This window comes from Laspinema palackyanum D2c, assembly GCF_025370875.1.
GTDB classification, from domain to species: Bacteria; Cyanobacteriota; Cyanobacteriia; order Cyanobacteriales; family Laspinemataceae; genus Laspinema; species Laspinema palackyanum.
Map to the genome: position 1 here is coordinate 51,074 of NZ_JAMXFD010000011.1, position 17,166 is coordinate 68,239.

A 17,166-nucleotide genomic window follows, 5' to 3' on the forward strand; every position below is an offset into this window, starting at 1 on the left:
TTATACCAAAATTTAAGGAGTGCGAGCATCTTGATCGCTCTTGATAATTAATAGCGAGCAAGATGCTCGCACTCCCCAGATGGTGACGCGGCTTCAGCCAGATTACGAGGAAGTTTAATGCAAATTAAATGTTTAAAAATTCCCAAATTGAAAATTCTTTCAAAAAAACTAGGGGGTGAGGGGTGACACCCCCCATCGACCGTGTTATATTAAATTCTGTAGATGCACCCTGATGGCAAGCGCCCAAGTTTTTGGGCGTTTTTTTTTGTCTAAAATTAGGAAAGGGTAGAGGTAGAGGGGAATCCGGGAGAGGCGATCGCCCTTTGCGTGACATCAAACAAGCTAAAATCGGGAACCCTCTGAATTAACCCCTGGTTTTATCCCCCGCGATTTTATGATTGCCATTGAAGAAGTCGTGAATGCACTCGACTGCCAAAACTATCGAGAAGCGGCAAAATTACTCAAAGCGCTGCGTGAAGAATCACCCCAGAATCCTTGGGTGGGGTTTTATGTGGGTCGATATTATGAAGAAACTGGGAAACTGGATAAGGCAGAGAAGGCGTATCGACGGGTACTGCGAGAGGTAACTAATCCCAAGATTGTGTCTCAGGCGCGGCAGGGGTTAAAGCGCATTGAAACCCTCCCCAAGGAACGAGTCAAGGAGGCGATCGCCCAAGTCAAGAGTGATCCCTCCCAGCTTAAACCGGGGTTGCTGGTGATTGAACCGATTGATGTGGCGCAAAGAAGCGAACTGGTGGTCAAGTTTGCGCGGATTATGCAGCTACAACCCTATAACGCCAAACTGTTGCTGCCAACGAGAACCTGGCGGATGTATCGAACCGGGGCGATCGGGGAATTGCGAGTATTTGTCTCGGAACTGCGACAAGCGGGAATCAATTGTTTTTGTGCCACTTTAGAGGAAATTAATCAAGTGCGGGTGTTCCGCATCACTCATTTTGAAGCCATTTCTCCCCAGGCGGTGGTCATTTGCAAAGACGAGAGCGATCGCCTGGGTCAATTAGCCTTTAATTGGTCCGAAGTCAGCCAACAAGTCGAAGGCAACCTCCCCATATTCAAACAAGTCGCCGTCGAAAACCATCGCCGCACCGAAGTCACTTATAAACAAGAAATGCACGAATATATCGGCATGAAAGACTTGCATATACCCGGGAGAGGCTGCATCCTGCGTCTGTGCGAAGAACATTATGAATTTGACAAAGGATTTTCCTTCATTCCGGGACAAGAAAACCAGGGAAAAGCGAAAAAATATACCATTGACAGCATGAGTATGCACTTAAAATGGCAAACCCTGAGTAAAGTCCTCAAACAACACCTATCAGCAGTCCCCACCTGGTCCGACTTTACCCCCTTCGCCGAAACCACCCTAGCCGAAATCGATATGCTAGAGCGCATCCCCTCTCACATTCATCTATTTAGAGTGCAACCGAGTGTTTGGGACCCGGCGTTTCATTTGTATAGCAGCCTAGTGTTTCTCAAACCCTATTTGTAAGCGAAGGACAGATTGAACTCTAGCCTATAAAAAAAACCCCGCAGGCTAAAGCCTGGGGCTATACGGACGAAGCCTGCCTTCGCAGGCTAAAGAGTAAAACGAGTTTTACCAACCGGATTTGGGATCAAGATGTATTTGTAGGGGCTTCGAGGCTTGCGCCCTCTACTCGGGCGATTCGCGAATCGCCCCTACAGGGGTTGAGTCTCCGTTACAGCGCCAGCAAAATTTTTCTGAATGACGGGGTGGCAGGACCGCATCAATCTGATTATGATAGATTAATAAATCAACCCGACCTCGGCAGGACTCATCATGTTAGCCACCACCCCCACTTACACTATCACCTGGGAAAAGTTGCCCGATGATTTTGTGCTGCCTGATGACCCAGTGGATCATATCAATCAACCAACTCTTGCGGTTGCCTTAAGCGAAAGCCTACACTTTGCGGGAAAACACCCGAAAACCGCCCTCACCACTACCAACTACGCCATTTGTGCCACCCTCAATGGCCAATTCGTCGTCAAAGCGCCAGATTGGGCCTACATTCCCCACATTACCGTTGACCTTTCCGAAGTCAATCGCAGTTATACCCCCCGACTGCAAGGAGAAATTCCCGCCATCGTTCTGGAGTTTTTCTCAGAAATAGAAGGGGAAGAATATTCCATCAAAGAAACCTATCCCCCGGGAAAATTCTACTACTACGAGCAGATTTTGCAAGTTCCCAGTTATGGCATTTTTGACATAGAAACAGGGACATTAGAATTGTATCGGTTAGGGGAAAACAAACGCTATAAACTAGAATCGGCGAATGAAGGAAGCCGGTTTTGGATACCCGAAATGCAGCTATTTTTGGGAGTATGGCAAGGAAAACGAAACAATTGGCCCGGATACTGGCTACGCTGGTGGGATGAAGATGGGAATTTACTCTTATGGGGTACAGAACGGCTCGAACAGGAACAGCAACGGGCTGAACGATTAGCGGCTCAACTTCGTGCTGCGGGAATCGAACCCGAGGAATGACCTATTCTGAGAGGACGGAGGGTTAATCTGTCCTCTTCAAAATTAACGCCTTGTCGTCAATACACCCCATTCATAGATTTATTCTAGCCCTGAATTTTTTTAAATCCTTCCCCTCATCCAATTGACCATATCTGCAAACCAATTCCCTTGACTTGCCGAGAAGGTTTGCAACCCACTGACTCGCGCCTCAGTCACCACGCAAATTGCCCCCTCAAACTTACTTAAATCCTGGAGGAATCTCTCACTAAATCCTGAGAGTTCCGGTGCAGTTAGAGAGTTGTAAAATACTAAGGCGATCGGCTGTTCCGATTCTAACGTCAATTCATCCCAATAGGATTGCAGATCCGCCATTGTTCTCGGTGTGCCATCTGCACTTTTGGGACAGTTAGCGCGGCGCATTTCGTTGTAGATTTTAGCAGCAGGATTATCTTTATCGATAAACTTGCTGCCATCAATGCAGATTAACTGGAGGCATGAAGACAATCCCATTTCTTCCAATTTGGCATGGAGGCGCTGGGGTAAATTGGAGACTGGTTCTGGTTCTACTTCATCCTCCTCACCATGCCAAGCCCGATAAAATTCAGGATAAGATAGCTTTTGGTCGGAATCCCAAATGAGAGAGTAGCATATCTTAAATAAGTAAGGATTATTCGTACTTACTGGAGTGGTGAAGCAGCGTTTTAAGCCATAGATAACTTGGGCATAATTCTGATTTGTAGTAACAATTTTCTGTAAACTTTCTGCCCCTTCACTCCGAGTATATTCATCCGTAGCAATTTCTATTAGCTGGATTAAAGTAGTAACAGCCTGGTGATTTCCTGTACCAATTTTCCCTAAGCTAGTTACCGCTTGCCTACGGGTATCCTCATCACTGGTAGTTTTCACCAAGTTTACTAAGCTAGTAATAGCCTGTTGATTGCCAGAGTCAATTTTCCCCAAGCTATATGCTGCTTCCCTACGGTTATACTCTTTAGTAGCAGTTTTCACTAGGTTTACTAAGGTATTAATAGCCTGTTGATTGCCCGGGTCAATTTTTCCCAAGTTCTCTGCTGCTTCTCTGCGGGTATCCTCATTTGTAGTAGTTGTCATCCGCTCCACTAATGCTGTTATCGCCTGGTGATTGCCCGGGTCAAATTTTCCCAAGCTCTGTGCTGCTTGCCTGCGGATAGATTCAGATTCAGATTTGGCGATTAAATTGACTAATGCCGTGATCGCCTGGTGATTGCCCGGGTCAATTTTTCCCAAGCTATATGCTGCTTGCCTGCGGATAGATTCAGATTCAGATTTGGCGATTAAATTGACTAATGCCGCAATCGCCTGTTGATTGCCCGCGCCAATTTCCCCTAAACTTGACGCCGATTCCATGCGGATAGATTCAGATTCAGAGGTGGCGAGTAAATGAATTAACACCGCGATCGCCTGTGGATTGCCCGCGCCAATTTCCCCCAAACTTGACGCCGCTTGCCTGCGGATAGATTCAGATTCAAAGTTGGCGATTAAATTGACTAACGCCGCGATTGCCCGTCGATTGCCTGCGCCAATTTTCCCCAAGCTTTGTGCCGCTTCCATGCGGATATATTCGGATTCAGAGGTGGCGAGTAAATGGATTAACACCGAGATCGCCTGTGGATTGCCCTGTCCCATTTTCCCCAAGCTTCGTGCCGCTTTCAGGGGTGTATATTCAGATTCAGAAGTGGCGACTAAATCGATTAACGTCGCGATTAGCTGTGGATTTTCCGGGCCAATTTCCCTCAACATTTCTGTCGTTATGTTGCTGCTACCTACACATTCAGGATCGGCCATTAAATTAACTAACGCCGCGATCGCCTGTGGATTGTCCGGGTCAATTTCATACAAACTTATTGCTGCTTCCCTACGGATATATTCATCGTCAGAGTTGGCGATTAATTTGGCTAACGCGGCGATCACCGTCAGATTGCCCGGGTCAATTCTCCCCAAACTTGATGCCGCTTCCATGCGTGTATATTCATCTTGCGAGTTAGTGATTAAATTGACTACCACCTCCATCGCCTTGGTTCGTTCTGTTTCTGCCAGAACAGTTATCGCGTTTGATTCTATGGGAGCGAGAAAAGTCCACCACTCTTGCTTTTCTTCATTAAAGTAACCAAACCCCAACTCCACAATTTGAGGAACAATATCATCAGCCTGATCGCATTCCTTAAACTCGGCTATTCCCGCAGCAACAAGAAAATAGGCGCGATATTCATAAAACCCGCGATCGCACTTCTCTTGGTTTTCCCATTCTCCGCATCCATCCTCAAACGTGACTAACCTCTCAATAAACTCCTCTTTCCTTTTCTTCTCTATATCTTTGCGCCCCAACCACAGCAAAATTGTCTGTTTCCACAGGGGGTCAAAGATGCGATAGCGCTTTCCCGGAACTGGGCGATCGCAATGTTCTCTAGGCAGAAAAAAATCCCAATCCTCAAGACTTAACGCGGCGAAATATTCCTGAAACGTGGCGTGATAGAAAGCGTAAACCTTCTCATCGGGGTCTTCTGCTGCGACTCCCACCTGATTTAACCAACCCAGTTGCAGCGCTAAGGCAAACAGAGACTTATCATCATCACAATCCCCCAGTACCTCGGCAACTAACTGATGCCGCAGGCGAAACGGAGAGGCGGCATCATCTATTCCTTGCCGCGCCAACTCTCCTAATGCCTGGTTAAGTTGCTGACGCTGCTGTTCGGTGGTGGGGAAATAGTTCTGTTTCCACTGATAAATTTTCCCCACAAATCGTTTGTAGAGTGCTGCCTGAGTTTCCGGTAACCCTTCGGAGGTTTGCCAAGTGCTGCACAGCAGGGTCAACCGCAGGGGATTTTTCACCAAATCCTGTAGGCGCTGATATTCCGCTTTGGCTAATTCCTGGCGCAGGGCTTCCCCGTTAGCGGCATCACTGTGTTCAAACCACTTGCCGATAAACGCTTCCACCTGGGTGGGATAGTTAAAATTCAGCATCCGATAAGTCTCGAACGCTTCCAAAGCATTGAGATTCGCTTCCCAGACATTAACCCGACAAGTCAGAACCACCCGCGCTGAGGCGATCCAGCCTTTGAGTTGAGTGGCGATTTGCTGGAGTGGCAATCCTGCGGTGGCCCTTTCCGTCGCCATCTCATCCACCCCATCCAGCAGCAACCACACCCGCCCTTGTTCCAGTTGCGCCAAAAAGTCTTCCCGCACCTGTTCACTCAGGCGCGACGGGGGAATCGCTTGTTTCAGCCAAGTTTCCAGCAAATAGTCCCCCAGTTCCCGTCCCTGCAAGTCAGCTAAAGAAATCCAAATCGGCAAATCCGGGCGTTCCTCTAAAATCCAATCGGCGATTTTTTGCAACTGGGTGGTTTTTCCGGCACCCGGTTCGCCGATGATGGCAATCTGCCGCCCTTTGGTTTTGCCTTCCCCTTTGCCGAGGATATTATCCAAAAACTGCTGGTGTTCAAAGCGCTGCTTTTCTTCATATCCCGTGGGTTCGTAGAGTTGCGAACCGTCTTCGGCGCGGGTCTCCCCCGGGCGTTTGTCGCGCTGGCGTCGTTCCACTAGCGCCAGGGGAACGTGAATGTCATCGAGGTTAAAGTTGATATCCTCGTTGGCAGTGAGAAGGTTACTGCTGAGTCTGCGGTTGAGCATCGTTTCGCAGACTTCGCGCCAGTCGATAGCGTTGGTTGTGGGTTCATCCGAAGTTGGGGGGTTCCAGTCGTTGAGGTCCACAACCTCCTTTACGTCTAATCCCAAGGCGGTGCAAATGCTAATAGCTGTCTTCCGTAGAACACGGTGGCCCCCACAAAAGCGCTCAACAGATTTCTCACTAAACCCTGATTCAACTGCAATATCTAAATCAGTCCAGACGTTTCCGTCACAGTCGCGTTGAGCAGCTTTTGCTTCTGCGAGTTTTTGGATCCCTTGTTGATGTGCCTGAACCGTATTTTTTTTGCCCTTTTGCCCCATGTTGATTATTGGCGCTTTTGTAGATATCCCCAGTTTAGTCCAACTCGATGATTCCAGGATAATCCAAATCATTGATGCAGGTTCCACTGCTGAAGGCATTTACCGAGGGACAAAAAGGGTCATTTAATTTTGACCTTTAATGTCCAGCGCTGTCCCTCGCACCCCAATTAGAGTGGTCTCAAACCTACTAAAACAAGGAGACCAAAGATGCCGGAAAATCAAGAAATTCGCCAAATTCAACCCATTGAAGAGGTGCCTGTGCCAGAGGAACTCATTCAATGTCCCCATACCTGGAACCAAGATGGAAGCAGTCCCCCCGACATGATTAACTCACTCGCTTTCTTGATATCTGCGACAGCCGCCCTGATTACAGCAATCAAAGAATGGCGCAAATAGCAACCCGCCTCTAGCAGTAATTTTCCAGGGTCTGGCAAGGGTAGGAATTAGAGGGGTGCGATAATTCTCCTACCCTTTAGATGATCAATCTGGTGGTCCATCTGGTGGTGTTGCGGGTTCTGCGGAAAAAATAGGCAGTGAAGGGGGCATCGGATGAGGATGAATGCGATCGCCCCCTGATGCTTCCATTCAACCGTTAGGGGAAAATAGGATTAATCCTAATTCAAAGGCTGAAAATAGGTATGACACCAAAAGCAGATGAACGAGTGAAAACTGTAGAGTTTACAGAAGACTGTCTCCGGGTCGAACTGATGGACTGTCGCATCATTTCTGTCCCCTTAGCTTGGTATCCTCGGTTATTGCACGCCACGCCGGAACAACTCTCTCAATGGCAGATTTGTGGCGGTGGTTATGGGATTCATTGGCAAGCTCTTGAGGAAGATATTAGCACCGAGGGTTTACTTCGGGGTTCTCCTGCACCTGGATATTCCTAAGTCAATGGGTTTTCCATCGATAGTTTGCGGTTAGGGTTCAACTCATTGGAGGTCGTTACACCTGGTGATTTTTTATTCTCATCTCGCTCAACTCAAGCGGATTTTAGCGGCATGGCAAACGGGAGCATCGGAGCGATTAATCGCGAAAGCTACGGTGCTTGAAGACCGTTTATTAGTCACGGACTGCGCCTTACAAACCTGGGAAATTCCCTTCCAGCAGTTACCGATTTTAGCAAAACTTTCCCCGGAAAACCGAGCGGAATTTGAAATTGATGAAGATGGAAGTTATCTCTATTGGCCGAGTGGCGATATTCACCTGGATATGGAAGCCCTTCGAGCCATAGTGGATCCGGAATGGCAGACTCGTCTCCGGGTTGAACGGGCAATTTATGACCAATATTTTGGGGAGGCGGTGGCAGCGGTTAGGAAGGCGCATCATCTCAAACAAACCGATATTCCGGGGGTTTCATCCCGCCAGATTCGGCGTATTGAAAAAGGCGATCGCCCGAAATTGGAAACCCTGAGAAAATTATCTCAGGCGCATGGTCTCACGGTCAATGAATATATGGAGGAAATTGCTGCCACTCTATCTCAATGGAGAAGTATTACCTAGGTAGAAATCAGGAGAAGAGCCGGTTAATTTCTATGCAATGGTTGGTAGCGATGTCGGCTTCTGCTTTGGCTATCAGTTTATCTAATTTTCCCGAGGCTAAATCCTCTTTCATCTGCTTATCCCAGGCATCATCTAAATACTGCTGAAGCCATTGGGCCAGTTGACGCACTTCCGCTTCGGGCAATTGGGCGATCGCTGTTTCGATTTCGACTAGGGTTTTCATCTAGTTTGGTTTGAGAGAAATTACGCTCAATTTTACTGTAATTACCGCTGTAAATCAACAATTATAGGCAAAAATTCATTGATATTTTCCCATTCTCCTCCATTCCTGTACCATTAAATTATCCCGAATTGAGGTCTAGTCCAAATGACTCAGCACTTACAAATCCTCTTGCCGGAAGAAACGATTCAACTGATTGACCAACTCACGAAACCTGACAATTCTGCTGACGATGCCCTGCATAAGCGCAGCGCTTTGATTAACGAGGCTGTTAAATTTTATATTGCCCAGAAGCAGCGAAATTCTCTCAAAAAACAGTTACAAGAAGGGGCTACTCGCTGGGCTGAACGAGATTTGGGTTTGGCGGATGAATGGTTCGATATTGAAGAGGAAGTATCGGTGGCAACAACCGGCGGGGGATAAATCCCCCGCCTCATAGCTAAAGTCGTCTAAAGACGACTGAAAGTCTTATCCCGTAGGTTTTTAGTCGGTTTTAACCGACTTGAGCTATTAGGCGGGGGTTTAAACCCCCGCCGGGTGTTGCCACTACCCCAAATCCTCAACAGCCCTTGACAAAACTTGAATTTTATGGTAAATCTCCGAGATATGATGCCAGACCCCTGAATTTCTGTGAAGCCATAACCGTTTCCTGGAATTTTTGCCAGTTACACTGAAATAAGCTGTAAGGTCCATGAAAACCCTTAGTCTTGTTGGAAGGTGGTACTGTGCCAAATCGTAATTTTTTGATTCCTCTGTCCATCGCCCTTGGTCTGTTTACGGTGGTTCCACCTGTGATGGGACAGGCTTTGTTGCCTCGGACTCTCCAGCTTGATGGGACTCAGTTGGAACAGCAAGGGTTGTTTTTGGCGGAAGAAGCGGCTCAGTTGGCGAGATTTCAGCAGTTTGAGTTGGCTTTAGCCCGGGCGGAACTGGCGGCGCAGCTTGCGCCGAATGCTCCCCAAACTTGGGGGATTTTAGGGAGTTTGTATTTGCAATCGAAGGAGTTGCCGAAGGGGATTGCAGCGTTGGAACGGGCCCGATCGCTGGATCCGGAGAATCATGTGGTGATGTTTGCCCTGGGTTCGGCTTATTTTCAGCAACAAAATTACCAGCAGGCGATTAACTCCCTGCAAGCGGGATTGAAGTTGCAACCGGATGTACCGGGGGCATTATTCGATTTGGGCAATGCCTACTACATGACTAGAGATTATCGGCAGGCGATCGCCCAATATGAACGAGCAGTGGCCCAGGATGAAACATTCTGGCCAGCGATGAACAATATTGGTTTAGCGGAATACGAACAAGGGAATGCCTCTGCTGCAATTGAACGCTGGGAAGCAGCACTCAGCATTGACTCGGAAGCTGCGGAACCGATGATGGCGATCGCGGTGGCAACCTATGCCAAAGGCAACCGAGAACGGGGTCTGGCCCTCGGAGAAGCGGCATTACAGATTGATCCGCGCTATGGGGAAGTGGAGTTTCTGGTCGAAAATCTCTGGGGGACTCGTCTGATGGAAGATACCAAAAAATTCTTGGAAACCCCGCGCATTCAAGCGACCCTGGCGCAATTGGCTCCCACGCCACATCAGCATTAATCGTAGACTGAATCCCATCAAGGTGGAAGGATGAAGGATGAAGGATGAAAATCACCCTGTAACTCTATCTTCCATTCCAACAGACCCTATCCCTCATCCCTCATCCCTCATCTTTCATCCCTCCTCTTTGGGCAGTAGGGCCGCAATCTGGTCAACGAACTCTTGATGATCCACTACGGGTTTAGAAATGTAGCCATCGGCCCCACTCTGTTCCAGAAAAGATTCCTTATCCCCCGCCATCGCGTGTGCCGTTACCAAAATAATCGGCAAATAGGAGGTTTTGGGGTCAGCTTTGAGCATTTGAGTAATTTTGATGCCATCCACTGCCTTGCCTTGGTAAACGCTGCGAGACAGGGACACATCCATTAAAATCACATCTGCCTCACCGGCTTGGGCAATTTGCATCACCTCTTCCACATTTTCGGTATGCTTGACATTGAGGCCACCCCGCTTGGTGAGGATTTTAGAGAAAACCCTAGCGTTGACCAGATCGTCCTCCACAATTAGAACGGTTCTCATATCCCTTTCCTTTTCATTTAATCAATCGGATGCGCTTTATCGTCAGACTGTCAGGAATGATAGTACGCTGACAAAGTGTCCTCCGATCTTCTTCACTTCGCTAACGATAGCGTTATTGAGCGCAAAAAAGCAGGACACTGTTGGAAGTTGGTTTGGTTTAAGGAACGAAACTCATGGCTAAACAATTGAACCTACTGTCTACTGGACAGGTTATCCCGACTGCGTTGCACGTTGAAATGCAACAGTCCTACCTTGAATATGCCATGAGTGTGATCGTGGGGAGGGCGTTACCCGACGTCCGAGATGGCTTAAAGCCTGTCCACCGGCGGATCATGTACGCGATGCATGAATTGGGATTGTCTCCCGATCGCCCTTATCGGAAATGTGCTCGCGTGGTTGGGGATGTCCTAGGTAAATACCACCCCCACGGCGATCAATCCGTTTATGATGCGATGGTGCGGATGATCCAGGACTTCTCCAGTCGGTATCCCCTCCTCGCGGGTCATGGCAATTTTGGTTCGGTAGATAACGACCCCCCAGCGGCAATGCGTTACACGGAAACGCGCCTTGCCGAAATTGGCAGCGATGCCATGCTTCAGGAAATCGGTGAAGCGACGGTTGATTTTATCGGGAATTTCGATAATTCTCAACAAGAACCCATTGTTTTACCGGCACAATTACCCATGCTGCTGCTCAATGGCAGTTCGGGAATTGCCGTGGGTATGGCAACCAATGTCCCTCCCCACAATTTAGGGGAGGTGGTGGATGCATTGATTGCTTTGATTGATAACCCGGATCTGTCTGATGAGAAATTATTTACCCTAATTCCTGGTCCCGATTTCCCCACCGGCGGCGAAATTATTGACACCGAAGGGATTCGATCCGCTTACACCACGGGACGGGGAATTATCCCCTTGCGCGGGGTGGCACGAGTGGAGGAAATCCAAGGGGGACGCGGCAAACATCGGCGTCAGGCGATCGTGGTGACGGAGTTGCCGTATCAGGTGAATAAATCTGCCTGGATTGAAAAAATCGCGGATTTGGTGAATCATGGACGCTTGGAAGGAATTTCCGATCTTCGTGACGAGAGCGATCGCGATGGGATTCGCGTTGTCATTGAACTCAAACGGGAAATGAACCCGGAAGTAGTTCTGCAACATCTCTACCACCAAACCGCACTGCAAAATAACTTCGGTGCAATTCTCTTGGCACTGGTAGAGGCACAACCGCGCCAATTATCCCTGCGGCAAATGTTGCAGGAGTTCCTAACCTTCCGGGAACAGACGCTGAATCGTCTTTACACCCATGAACTCGAACGCACTCAGCAGCGGTTGGAAATTGTCGAAGGATTACTCAAGGCGCTGAACAACTTAGATGCACTCATCGAGATTTTGCGGAATGCGCCGGATGGCACGACGGCAAAAGTTGAGTTGCAAACCGAGTTGGAACTCACGGAGAACCAAGCGGATGCGATTTTAGGGATGCCGATGCGCCGGATCACGGGATTGGAACGGCAAAAATTGCAGGATGAACGGGACCAACTCAATACCAGGCGGGAGGAGTTGGAACGGTTACTCGGCGATCGCCGGGAATTACTCAAAGGGTTGAAGAAAGAGTTGCGATCGCTCAAAAAGAAATATGGCGACCCTAGGCGGACCCGGATTTACAGCGTTTCGCCCGATCGCGAGACAGTGCTGGTGGCAACTCCTGACTCCGGGGAAGAAACCAGCAAAACTAAATCCCGCAAAGGCAAAAAGGCAGAGATTTCGGAAGAAGTTGCTCCCTCTCTCCCCCTATTTGCGACTCCCCCAGAACCAGAAGAAACGGTTCTGGAATTTACTCGACGCGGGTATGTACAACGGTTATCTCCCTCCACTTATGAGCGTCAGCAACAGAAACAGGAGGAAAATCCCGAGATTCAAACCCTCGAAGCGGGTGCGGATTTTGTAGTAGAAACCCATGTTGCCTTTACGGATCAAGATGTCCTGATTTTGACCCGAGATGGCAAGGGATTCTCGATTAAAGTCGGAGATATTCCCGCGAATAAACGAGGCGCAAAAAAAACGCCGTTCGTGAGTTTGTTTCCCCCGGCAGTGCATGGGAATCCTGATGCGATCGCCACTCAGTTTATCCTCTCAGATTATCCTGAAACTCTGGATTTAATCTTCTTGACGGAACGGGGAAGAATTAAACGCTTACCGCTGTCAGAATTCGCCAATTTGACAGCAAGAGGATTAACAGCAGTGAAGCTAAAAGAGGGGGATGCATTAGCGTATGCCAATTTAGCAACGGTGGGACAAGATATCGCGATCGCCACCTCTGGGGGACGATTACTCCGATTTGCGATCGATGATGAGAATCTGCCGATTACCAGTCGCGCCTCCATGCCACAACAAGCATTGCGTTTAGGCAAGGGTGAGAATTTGGTCGGATGTGTCGCCCTCAGTCAGCGTGAGAAACTCTTGCTGGTGTCTAAATTGGGATATGGAAAACGCTTGCCGATGGATTTAGTCCGACTGGCGAAACCGGGGGATTTGGGTACTCAGTCGATGATGTTTAAAAATAAGACTGATGCGCTAGTAGGAATGGTGGCAGCACTTCCAGATGCGGAGTTGAAGTTACTTACCAGTAGCGATCGCTTCTTGCGGTTGCCGGTTAATTCAGTGAAATCCAAGCGCAAAGATGACGCAGGCGATCGGTTAATCAAACTCGAACCCAAAGAAACCCTCGTCTATCTGAGTGTTTCCTCTCCCGAACCCGAACAATATGTGTAAGGGATTAGCCCTTTTCCGGTTCCCTCCCCTTGGCAAGGGGAGGGTTAGGGTGGGGTCCCCAAGGGTGCGGATTTTCCCAGACTATCAAGACCGGATTCCATACAATAGTGTTTAAGTCTTTTCATAAGATAACCCTATGAAACTCAATCTAACTGACGATACCTTACAAATTGAATTAGACTTTTGGGAGCAATTCTTGGCATTCAGCTTTGAGAAAACATTGACAATTCCCCTAAGTCATATTATCAATGTCTCCACCGCCGAACCCACCAGCAACTGGGCGGAAATTCGTGCCCCTGGAACATTTTTACCCGGAGTCATCAAAGCTGGAACCTACTACAATCCGGGTGGAAAAGAGTTCTGGTATGTCACCCGCGAAAAAGATTATCTCACCCTAGAGTTACGAGATGAACCGTTTAAACGGATTGTTTTAACGATAGATAATGCCTTAGATTGGGCGAACCGAATTCAGGGAGAAATTTAGGGTAACCGGCGGTAGGTTCACAGCCTAAAAACCGGCGGGGGTTTAAACCCCCGCCTAACAGCTAAAGTCGGTTAAAACCGACTGAAGACTTTAATAGAATTGGATTCAAGTGGGTTTTTAACGGACGTGGAGATGCAAAATTTAGCATTTATGCAGGCGGAAGATTAGAGGTATTTGAAAGCAGGATTACTAAAATGAGCCTGTTGTCTCAGATAAGTCCTAACTAAACAGCGTAACGCACTAAAAAAACAGTCGGTTTTAACCGACTTTAGCTATGAGGCGGGGGTTTAAACCCCCGCCGGTTTTTAGGTTGCCTAAATTAACCCCCAGCAACAGCAGGAACAATACTCACCTCATCCCCTTCCTTGAGAGGCGTATCAGTCCCCTCTAAAAAGCGGATATCTTCTTCATTAACATACACATTCAAAAAGCGCCGCAGTTGTCCTTTTTCATCACAAAGACGCTCTTTAATGCCGGGACAGTTAGCTTCGAGGGAATCTAACAATTCCGCCACATTACTACCACTACACTCAACGGTAGCCTTATCGCTAGTAAACTTCTGGAGAGGAGTCGGAATTAAAACTTTAACGGACATGATTCGCCAATAAATAGGATAGGGGAGACAGTTCGTAGTAACGACTTCAGTCGTTCTCTTCGTTCGTAGTAACGACTTCAGTCGTTCTCTTCGTTCGTAGTAACGACTTCAGTCGTTCTCTTCGTTCTAAATCAAACCCATATTAAACTAAAACCTGCTGCCATTCCAAGCGATCGAGCGTGCGAGAACGTTCTAACGCCCGTTCAAAGCTCTCTAATTTCGGCTCAATGGTCAGGGGTTCACCAATATAACCGTGAACCGCTTCCTGGGTTTTTAATCCATTTCCAGTAATATAAACCACCGTCGTTTCATCCGGGTCAATCTTACCAGCTTCCAGAGATTTCTTCAGCACAGCAATCGTCGTCCCGCCAGCAGTTTCGGTAAATATTCCTTCCGTTTCTGCCAGCAGCTTCATCCCTTCAATGATTTCTGCATCAGTGACGGATTCAATATTGCCATTGGTTTTGTGAGCAATTTCTAAAGCATAAACGCCATCAGCAGGATTCCCGATCGCAATGGATTTTGCCACCGTATTAGGTTTAACCGGCTTAATAAAGTCCCGTCCTTCCCGGAATGCAGCGGCGATCGGCGAACAACCCTCCGCTTGAGCCCCTGTAAACCGAACCGCTTTCTCGTCAACCAATCCAACTTCAATAAACTCTTGAAATCCTTTGTAAATCTTGGTGAACAGAGAACCCGAGGCAAGAGGTGCAACAATGCGATCGGGCAACTGCCAACCCAATTGTTCTGCGACTTCATAAGCGAGGGTTTTAGACCCTTCCGAATAATAAGGCCGCAGATTAATATTAACAAACCCCCAACCATGAGTATTGGCAACTTCAGAACAGAGGCGGTTTACTTGGTCATAATTCCCTTTAACTGACATCAGGGTTGGATTATAGATGAGGGTTCCCAACACCTTGCCAGCTTCTAAATCCGAGGGAATAAACACACAACAATCTAACCCCGCATAAGCGGCGATCGCAGCGGTAGAATTCGCCAAATTCCCGGTACTCGCACAAGAAACCGTGGTAAATCCCAGTTCCTTCGCCCGAGTCAACGCCACCGAAACCACCCGGTCCTTAAAACTCAGGGTCGGCATATTCACCGCATCATTTTTAATATACAGATTTTTCATCCCCAACCGACGCGCCAAACGGTTGGACTTCACCAAAGGAGTCATCCCCGTTCCCACATCAATCGGGGTATCCGTCATCACCGGCAAAAAGGGACGATAGCGCCAAATCGAATTAGGACCCGCCTGAATCGTTTCCCGAGTCACCTGACGGCGAATCTCATCGTAATTATATTTAACTTCCAGAGGTCCAAAACACAATTCACAGACATGAATCGCCTTCGTTTCATACTCCGCACCACATTCTTTACATTTCAGTTGGTCAAACGTGGCCCCACTCGGCGGGGTGTCATGACTGTGGTTGTGCAATTCTGTCGCCTGGATCATGGTTCAAACCTCTGGACTCTCTAAAAATAGGGGCTTGGAAGTCACCTTCCCTCATCTGTTGGGAAGATACTAACACAGCGCAAAATACTCGTCAACCAATCCCGACTGTTTTGGTCGGGATTGGTCCTTGACCAACAAGCAACAACTCTCACCCCCCACTCACAGGCGGAATTAACACCACTTCATCCCCCGCTTGTAAGGGAGTCTGGGGGTCAACAAAATCGAGATTGATGCCAAAGCGAGTGATATCGCGCCAGCAGTCGAGTTCCGGGTGTTCAGCAATCAGGCGATCGCGCACTGCCACCACCGGAGTCCCCGGAGGAAATTCCAAAACTAACTCAGGAACGCCATAAGCTTCTTGATAAGCAGCGAACAGTTTTACCGTAACGGCGATCGAGGGTTCAGACATTATCAAAAAATCACAAAACAGCTAACTCTAATAAAATACCTTGAACTTGTTAACCGGACGCAATTCATTTATGATCAGGAAACCTTACAGTTTTCAGACTACCCAAGTCTAAACCTGCAAACCCTGATGTTATCCCATTTTTAAAATGCCAACTCGAAAAAACCCTGAATCCATCTATCAACTAAAAATTACTCTGAGCAATATCCGACCCCCCATTTGGCGGCGAGTACAAGTGAGTAGCGATTACACCTTGGCAGATTTACACGAAGTGATCCAAGTCGTGATGGGTTGGGAAGATTGCCATCTTCATTCATTTACCATTCAAGGGGAAGATTACGGAATGCCAATGGATGATGATTTCGGCTTTGGGGGCGTGGAAATGAAGAATGAAACCCGAGTCAAACTCAGCAAAATCATCCCCGGAGAAAAGTTTAAATTCTCATACCTCTACGACTTCGGCGATTCCTGGGACCATCAAATCCTCGTCGAGAAAGTGCTGCCACCGGATCCGGATGTCAAATATCCGATTTGTATAAAAGCGAAAAGAGCCTGTCCCCCAGACGACTCTGGCGGTCCTTGGGGATATCCAAATTTCCTAGAAGTGATCCAAAATAAAAAGCATCCGGACCATGAAGAAATGCTCGACTGGGTAGGTGGCTCTTTTGACCCCGAGGAGGCTAACCTAGATGAGATTAACGCTGATTTGAAGAGAGTTTTTAAATAAGATGACTCATCTTCCAAGCTAGAAAATTGTTACAGGTTTGAAGAAGCAGGACCAGAAACCGGGTTTTTAGCCAAAATTTTGGAAAATTATTATAAGTTTTGTCACAAAACCCGGTTTCTAACCTTTAAAAAAGTACAAAGCAAGGAAAATAATAAACTTTTAAACCTCAGTAGAGGCAGGTGAAATATAAAAATTAAGGTTAAAATTTGGTATGATAAAGAATCTGCTTTTTTAGAAGTTATTTTTTAAGAAAAGCTGGGGTTTATGCGAGAACCCAAGCCTATCAGCTATTATCATACTATAATTGTTATAGGGTGAGTGTCTGGGGAAAATCCGGAAGAGGGGAGGGCGATCGCATCCTCGATGAAACAGGCCGCAGGAGTAAACGCCT

At 47.7% G+C, this 17,166-nt stretch carries 16 protein-coding genes; 10 read left to right on the top strand and 6 right to left on the bottom strand.

The genetic code is table 11. The annotated features are described in order from the left end of the window. Positions 1 to 394 precede the first annotated feature (394 nt). Positions 395 to 1,510 carry a tetratricopeptide repeat protein gene (locus NG795_RS14600; protein ID WP_367289393.1) on the top strand — a complete coding sequence of 372 codons (1,116 nt, stop codon included), beginning with the start codon at positions 395 to 397 and terminating at the stop codon, positions 1,508 to 1,510. Positions 1,511 to 1,819: 309 nt separating this feature from the next. Beyond that, the gene (locus NG795_RS14605; RefSeq protein WP_367289394.1) at positions 1,820 to 2,527 is read left to right on the top strand and encodes a Uma2 family endonuclease; all 708 of its coding nucleotides are present in this window, start codon (positions 1,820 to 1,822) and stop codon (positions 2,525 to 2,527) included. A 99-nt stretch (positions 2,528 to 2,626) separates the two neighbouring features. Here NG795_RS14605 and NG795_RS14610 read toward each other — a convergent pair whose 3' ends face one another. Further along, positions 2,627 to 6,490 carry a HEAT repeat domain-containing protein gene (locus NG795_RS14610; protein ID WP_367289395.1) on the bottom strand — a complete coding sequence of 1,288 codons (3,864 nt, stop codon included), beginning with the start codon at positions 6,488 to 6,490 and terminating at the stop codon, positions 2,627 to 2,629. Positions 6,491 to 6,697: 207 nt separating this feature from the next. On the opposite strand from NG795_RS14610, the gene NG795_RS14615 reads away from it, so the two are divergent. The 3 genes from NG795_RS14615 (at position 6,698) to NG795_RS14625 (ending at position 7,993) form a co-directional block, all read left to right on the top strand. Further along, positions 6,698 to 6,886 carry a hypothetical protein gene (locus NG795_RS14615; protein WP_367289396.1) on the top strand — a complete coding sequence of 63 codons (189 nt, stop codon included), beginning with the start codon at positions 6,698 to 6,700 and terminating at the stop codon, positions 6,884 to 6,886. 242 nt (positions 6,887 to 7,128) lie between these two features. Continuing rightward, complete coding sequence (locus NG795_RS14620; RefSeq protein WP_367289397.1) at positions 7,129 to 7,380, top strand: DUF2442 domain-containing protein; 252 nt, start codon at positions 7,129 to 7,131, stop codon at positions 7,378 to 7,380. A 64-nt stretch (positions 7,381 to 7,444) separates the two neighbouring features. Then, the gene (locus tag NG795_RS14625) at positions 7,445 to 7,993 is read left to right on the top strand and encodes a DUF2442 domain-containing protein (protein ID WP_367289398.1); all 549 of its coding nucleotides are present in this window, start codon (positions 7,445 to 7,447) and stop codon (positions 7,991 to 7,993) included. Positions 7,994 to 8,000: 7 nt separating this feature from the next. Here NG795_RS14625 and NG795_RS14630 read toward each other — a convergent pair whose 3' ends face one another. Then, positions 8,001 to 8,216, bottom strand: a complete 216-nt coding sequence (locus NG795_RS14630; protein ID WP_367289399.1) for a hypothetical protein — start codon at positions 8,214 to 8,216, stop codon at positions 8,001 to 8,003. A 144-nt stretch (positions 8,217 to 8,360) separates the two neighbouring features. Here NG795_RS14630 and NG795_RS14635 point away from each other — a divergent pair, with 144 nt between their 5' ends. Together NG795_RS14635 and NG795_RS14640 are read left to right on the top strand one after the other, a co-directional pair. Next, entirely contained in the window at positions 8,361 to 8,636 is a 276-nt protein-coding gene (locus NG795_RS14635; protein WP_367289400.1) for a hypothetical protein, read from the top strand. 302 nt (positions 8,637 to 8,938) lie between these two features. After that, positions 8,939 to 9,808: a tetratricopeptide repeat protein gene (locus tag NG795_RS14640; RefSeq protein ID WP_367289401.1), complete on the top strand. Its 870-nt coding sequence runs from the start codon at positions 8,939 to 8,941 to the stop codon at positions 9,806 to 9,808. 114 nt (positions 9,809 to 9,922) lie between these two features. On the opposite strand, the gene NG795_RS14645 is transcribed toward NG795_RS14640, so the two are convergent. After that, a complete protein-coding gene (locus tag NG795_RS14645) occupies positions 9,923 to 10,327 on the bottom strand; it encodes a response regulator (protein WP_015151249.1) in 405 nt (134 codons plus the stop codon). A 173-nt stretch (positions 10,328 to 10,500) separates the two neighbouring features. Between NG795_RS14645 and NG795_RS14650 the strand changes: the two genes are divergently transcribed. Both NG795_RS14650 and NG795_RS14655 read left to right on the top strand, forming a co-directional pair. Next, positions 10,501 to 13,101: a DNA gyrase/topoisomerase IV subunit A gene (locus NG795_RS14650; protein WP_367289402.1), complete on the top strand. Its 2,601-nt coding sequence runs from the start codon at positions 10,501 to 10,503 to the stop codon at positions 13,099 to 13,101. 136 nt (positions 13,102 to 13,237) lie between these two features. Then, a complete protein-coding gene (locus NG795_RS14655) occupies positions 13,238 to 13,585 on the top strand; it encodes a hypothetical protein (RefSeq protein ID WP_367289403.1) in 348 nt (115 codons plus the stop codon). A gap of 319 nt (positions 13,586 to 13,904) precedes the next feature. Here the strand turns inward: NG795_RS14655 and NG795_RS14660 are convergent, their stop codons facing one another. The 3 genes from NG795_RS14660 to NG795_RS14670 all read right to left on the bottom strand — a co-directional run bounded on the left by NG795_RS14660 (position 13,905) and on the right by NG795_RS14670 (position 16,051). Then, entirely contained in the window at positions 13,905 to 14,180 is a 276-nt protein-coding gene (locus NG795_RS14660; protein WP_367289404.1) for a ubiquitin-like small modifier protein 1, read from the bottom strand. Between the two features lie 142 nt (positions 14,181 to 14,322). Continuing rightward, entirely contained in the window at positions 14,323 to 15,642 is a 1,320-nt protein-coding gene (gene thrC, locus NG795_RS14665) for a threonine synthase (protein ID WP_367289405.1), read from the bottom strand. Positions 15,643 to 15,790: 148 nt separating this feature from the next. Beyond that, complete coding sequence (locus NG795_RS14670) at positions 15,791 to 16,051, bottom strand: MoaD/ThiS family protein (RefSeq protein ID WP_367289406.1); 261 nt, start codon at positions 16,049 to 16,051, stop codon at positions 15,791 to 15,793. Between the two features lie 145 nt (positions 16,052 to 16,196). Between NG795_RS14670 and NG795_RS14675 the strand changes: the two genes are divergently transcribed. After that, positions 16,197 to 16,775, top strand: coding sequence for a plasmid pRiA4b ORF-3 family protein (locus NG795_RS14675; protein ID WP_367289407.1), 579 nt, complete (start codon positions 16,197 to 16,199; stop codon positions 16,773 to 16,775). Positions 16,776 to 17,166 lie beyond the last annotated feature (391 nt).

Coding starts and splice junctions, on each gene's coding strand:
- NG795_RS14600 (WP_367289393.1), top strand. CDS start 395: ATGATTGCCATTGAAGAAGTCGTGAATGCACTCGACTGCCAAAACTAT.
- NG795_RS14605 (WP_367289394.1), top strand. CDS start 1,820: ATGTTAGCCACCACCCCCACTTACACTATCACCTGGGAAAAGTTGCCC.
- NG795_RS14610 (WP_367289395.1), bottom strand. CDS start 6,490: ATGGGGCAAAAGGGCAAAAAAAATACGGTTCAGGCACATCAACAAGGG.
- NG795_RS14615 (WP_367289396.1), top strand. CDS start 6,698: ATGCCGGAAAATCAAGAAATTCGCCAAATTCAACCCATTGAAGAGGTG.
- NG795_RS14620 (WP_367289397.1), top strand. CDS start 7,129: ATGACACCAAAAGCAGATGAACGAGTGAAAACTGTAGAGTTTACAGAA.
- NG795_RS14630 (WP_367289399.1), bottom strand. CDS start 8,216: ATGAAAACCCTAGTCGAAATCGAAACAGCGATCGCCCAATTGCCCGAA.
- NG795_RS14635 (WP_367289400.1), top strand. CDS start 8,361: ATGACTCAGCACTTACAAATCCTCTTGCCGGAAGAAACGATTCAACTG.
- NG795_RS14645 (WP_015151249.1), bottom strand. CDS start 10,327: ATGAGAACCGTTCTAATTGTGGAGGACGATCTGGTCAACGCTAGGGTT.
- NG795_RS14650 (WP_367289402.1), top strand. CDS start 10,501: ATGGCTAAACAATTGAACCTACTGTCTACTGGACAGGTTATCCCGACT.
- NG795_RS14655 (WP_367289403.1), top strand. CDS start 13,238: ATGAAACTCAATCTAACTGACGATACCTTACAAATTGAATTAGACTTT.
- NG795_RS14660 (WP_367289404.1), bottom strand. CDS start 14,180: ATGTCCGTTAAAGTTTTAATTCCGACTCCTCTCCAGAAGTTTACTAGC.
- thrC (WP_367289405.1), bottom strand. CDS start 15,642: ATGATCCAGGCGACAGAATTGCACAACCACAGTCATGACACCCCGCCG.
- NG795_RS14670 (WP_367289406.1), bottom strand. CDS start 16,051: ATGTCTGAACCCTCGATCGCCGTTACGGTAAAACTGTTCGCTGCTTAT.
- NG795_RS14675 (WP_367289407.1), top strand. CDS start 16,197: ATGCCAACTCGAAAAAACCCTGAATCCATCTATCAACTAAAAATTACT.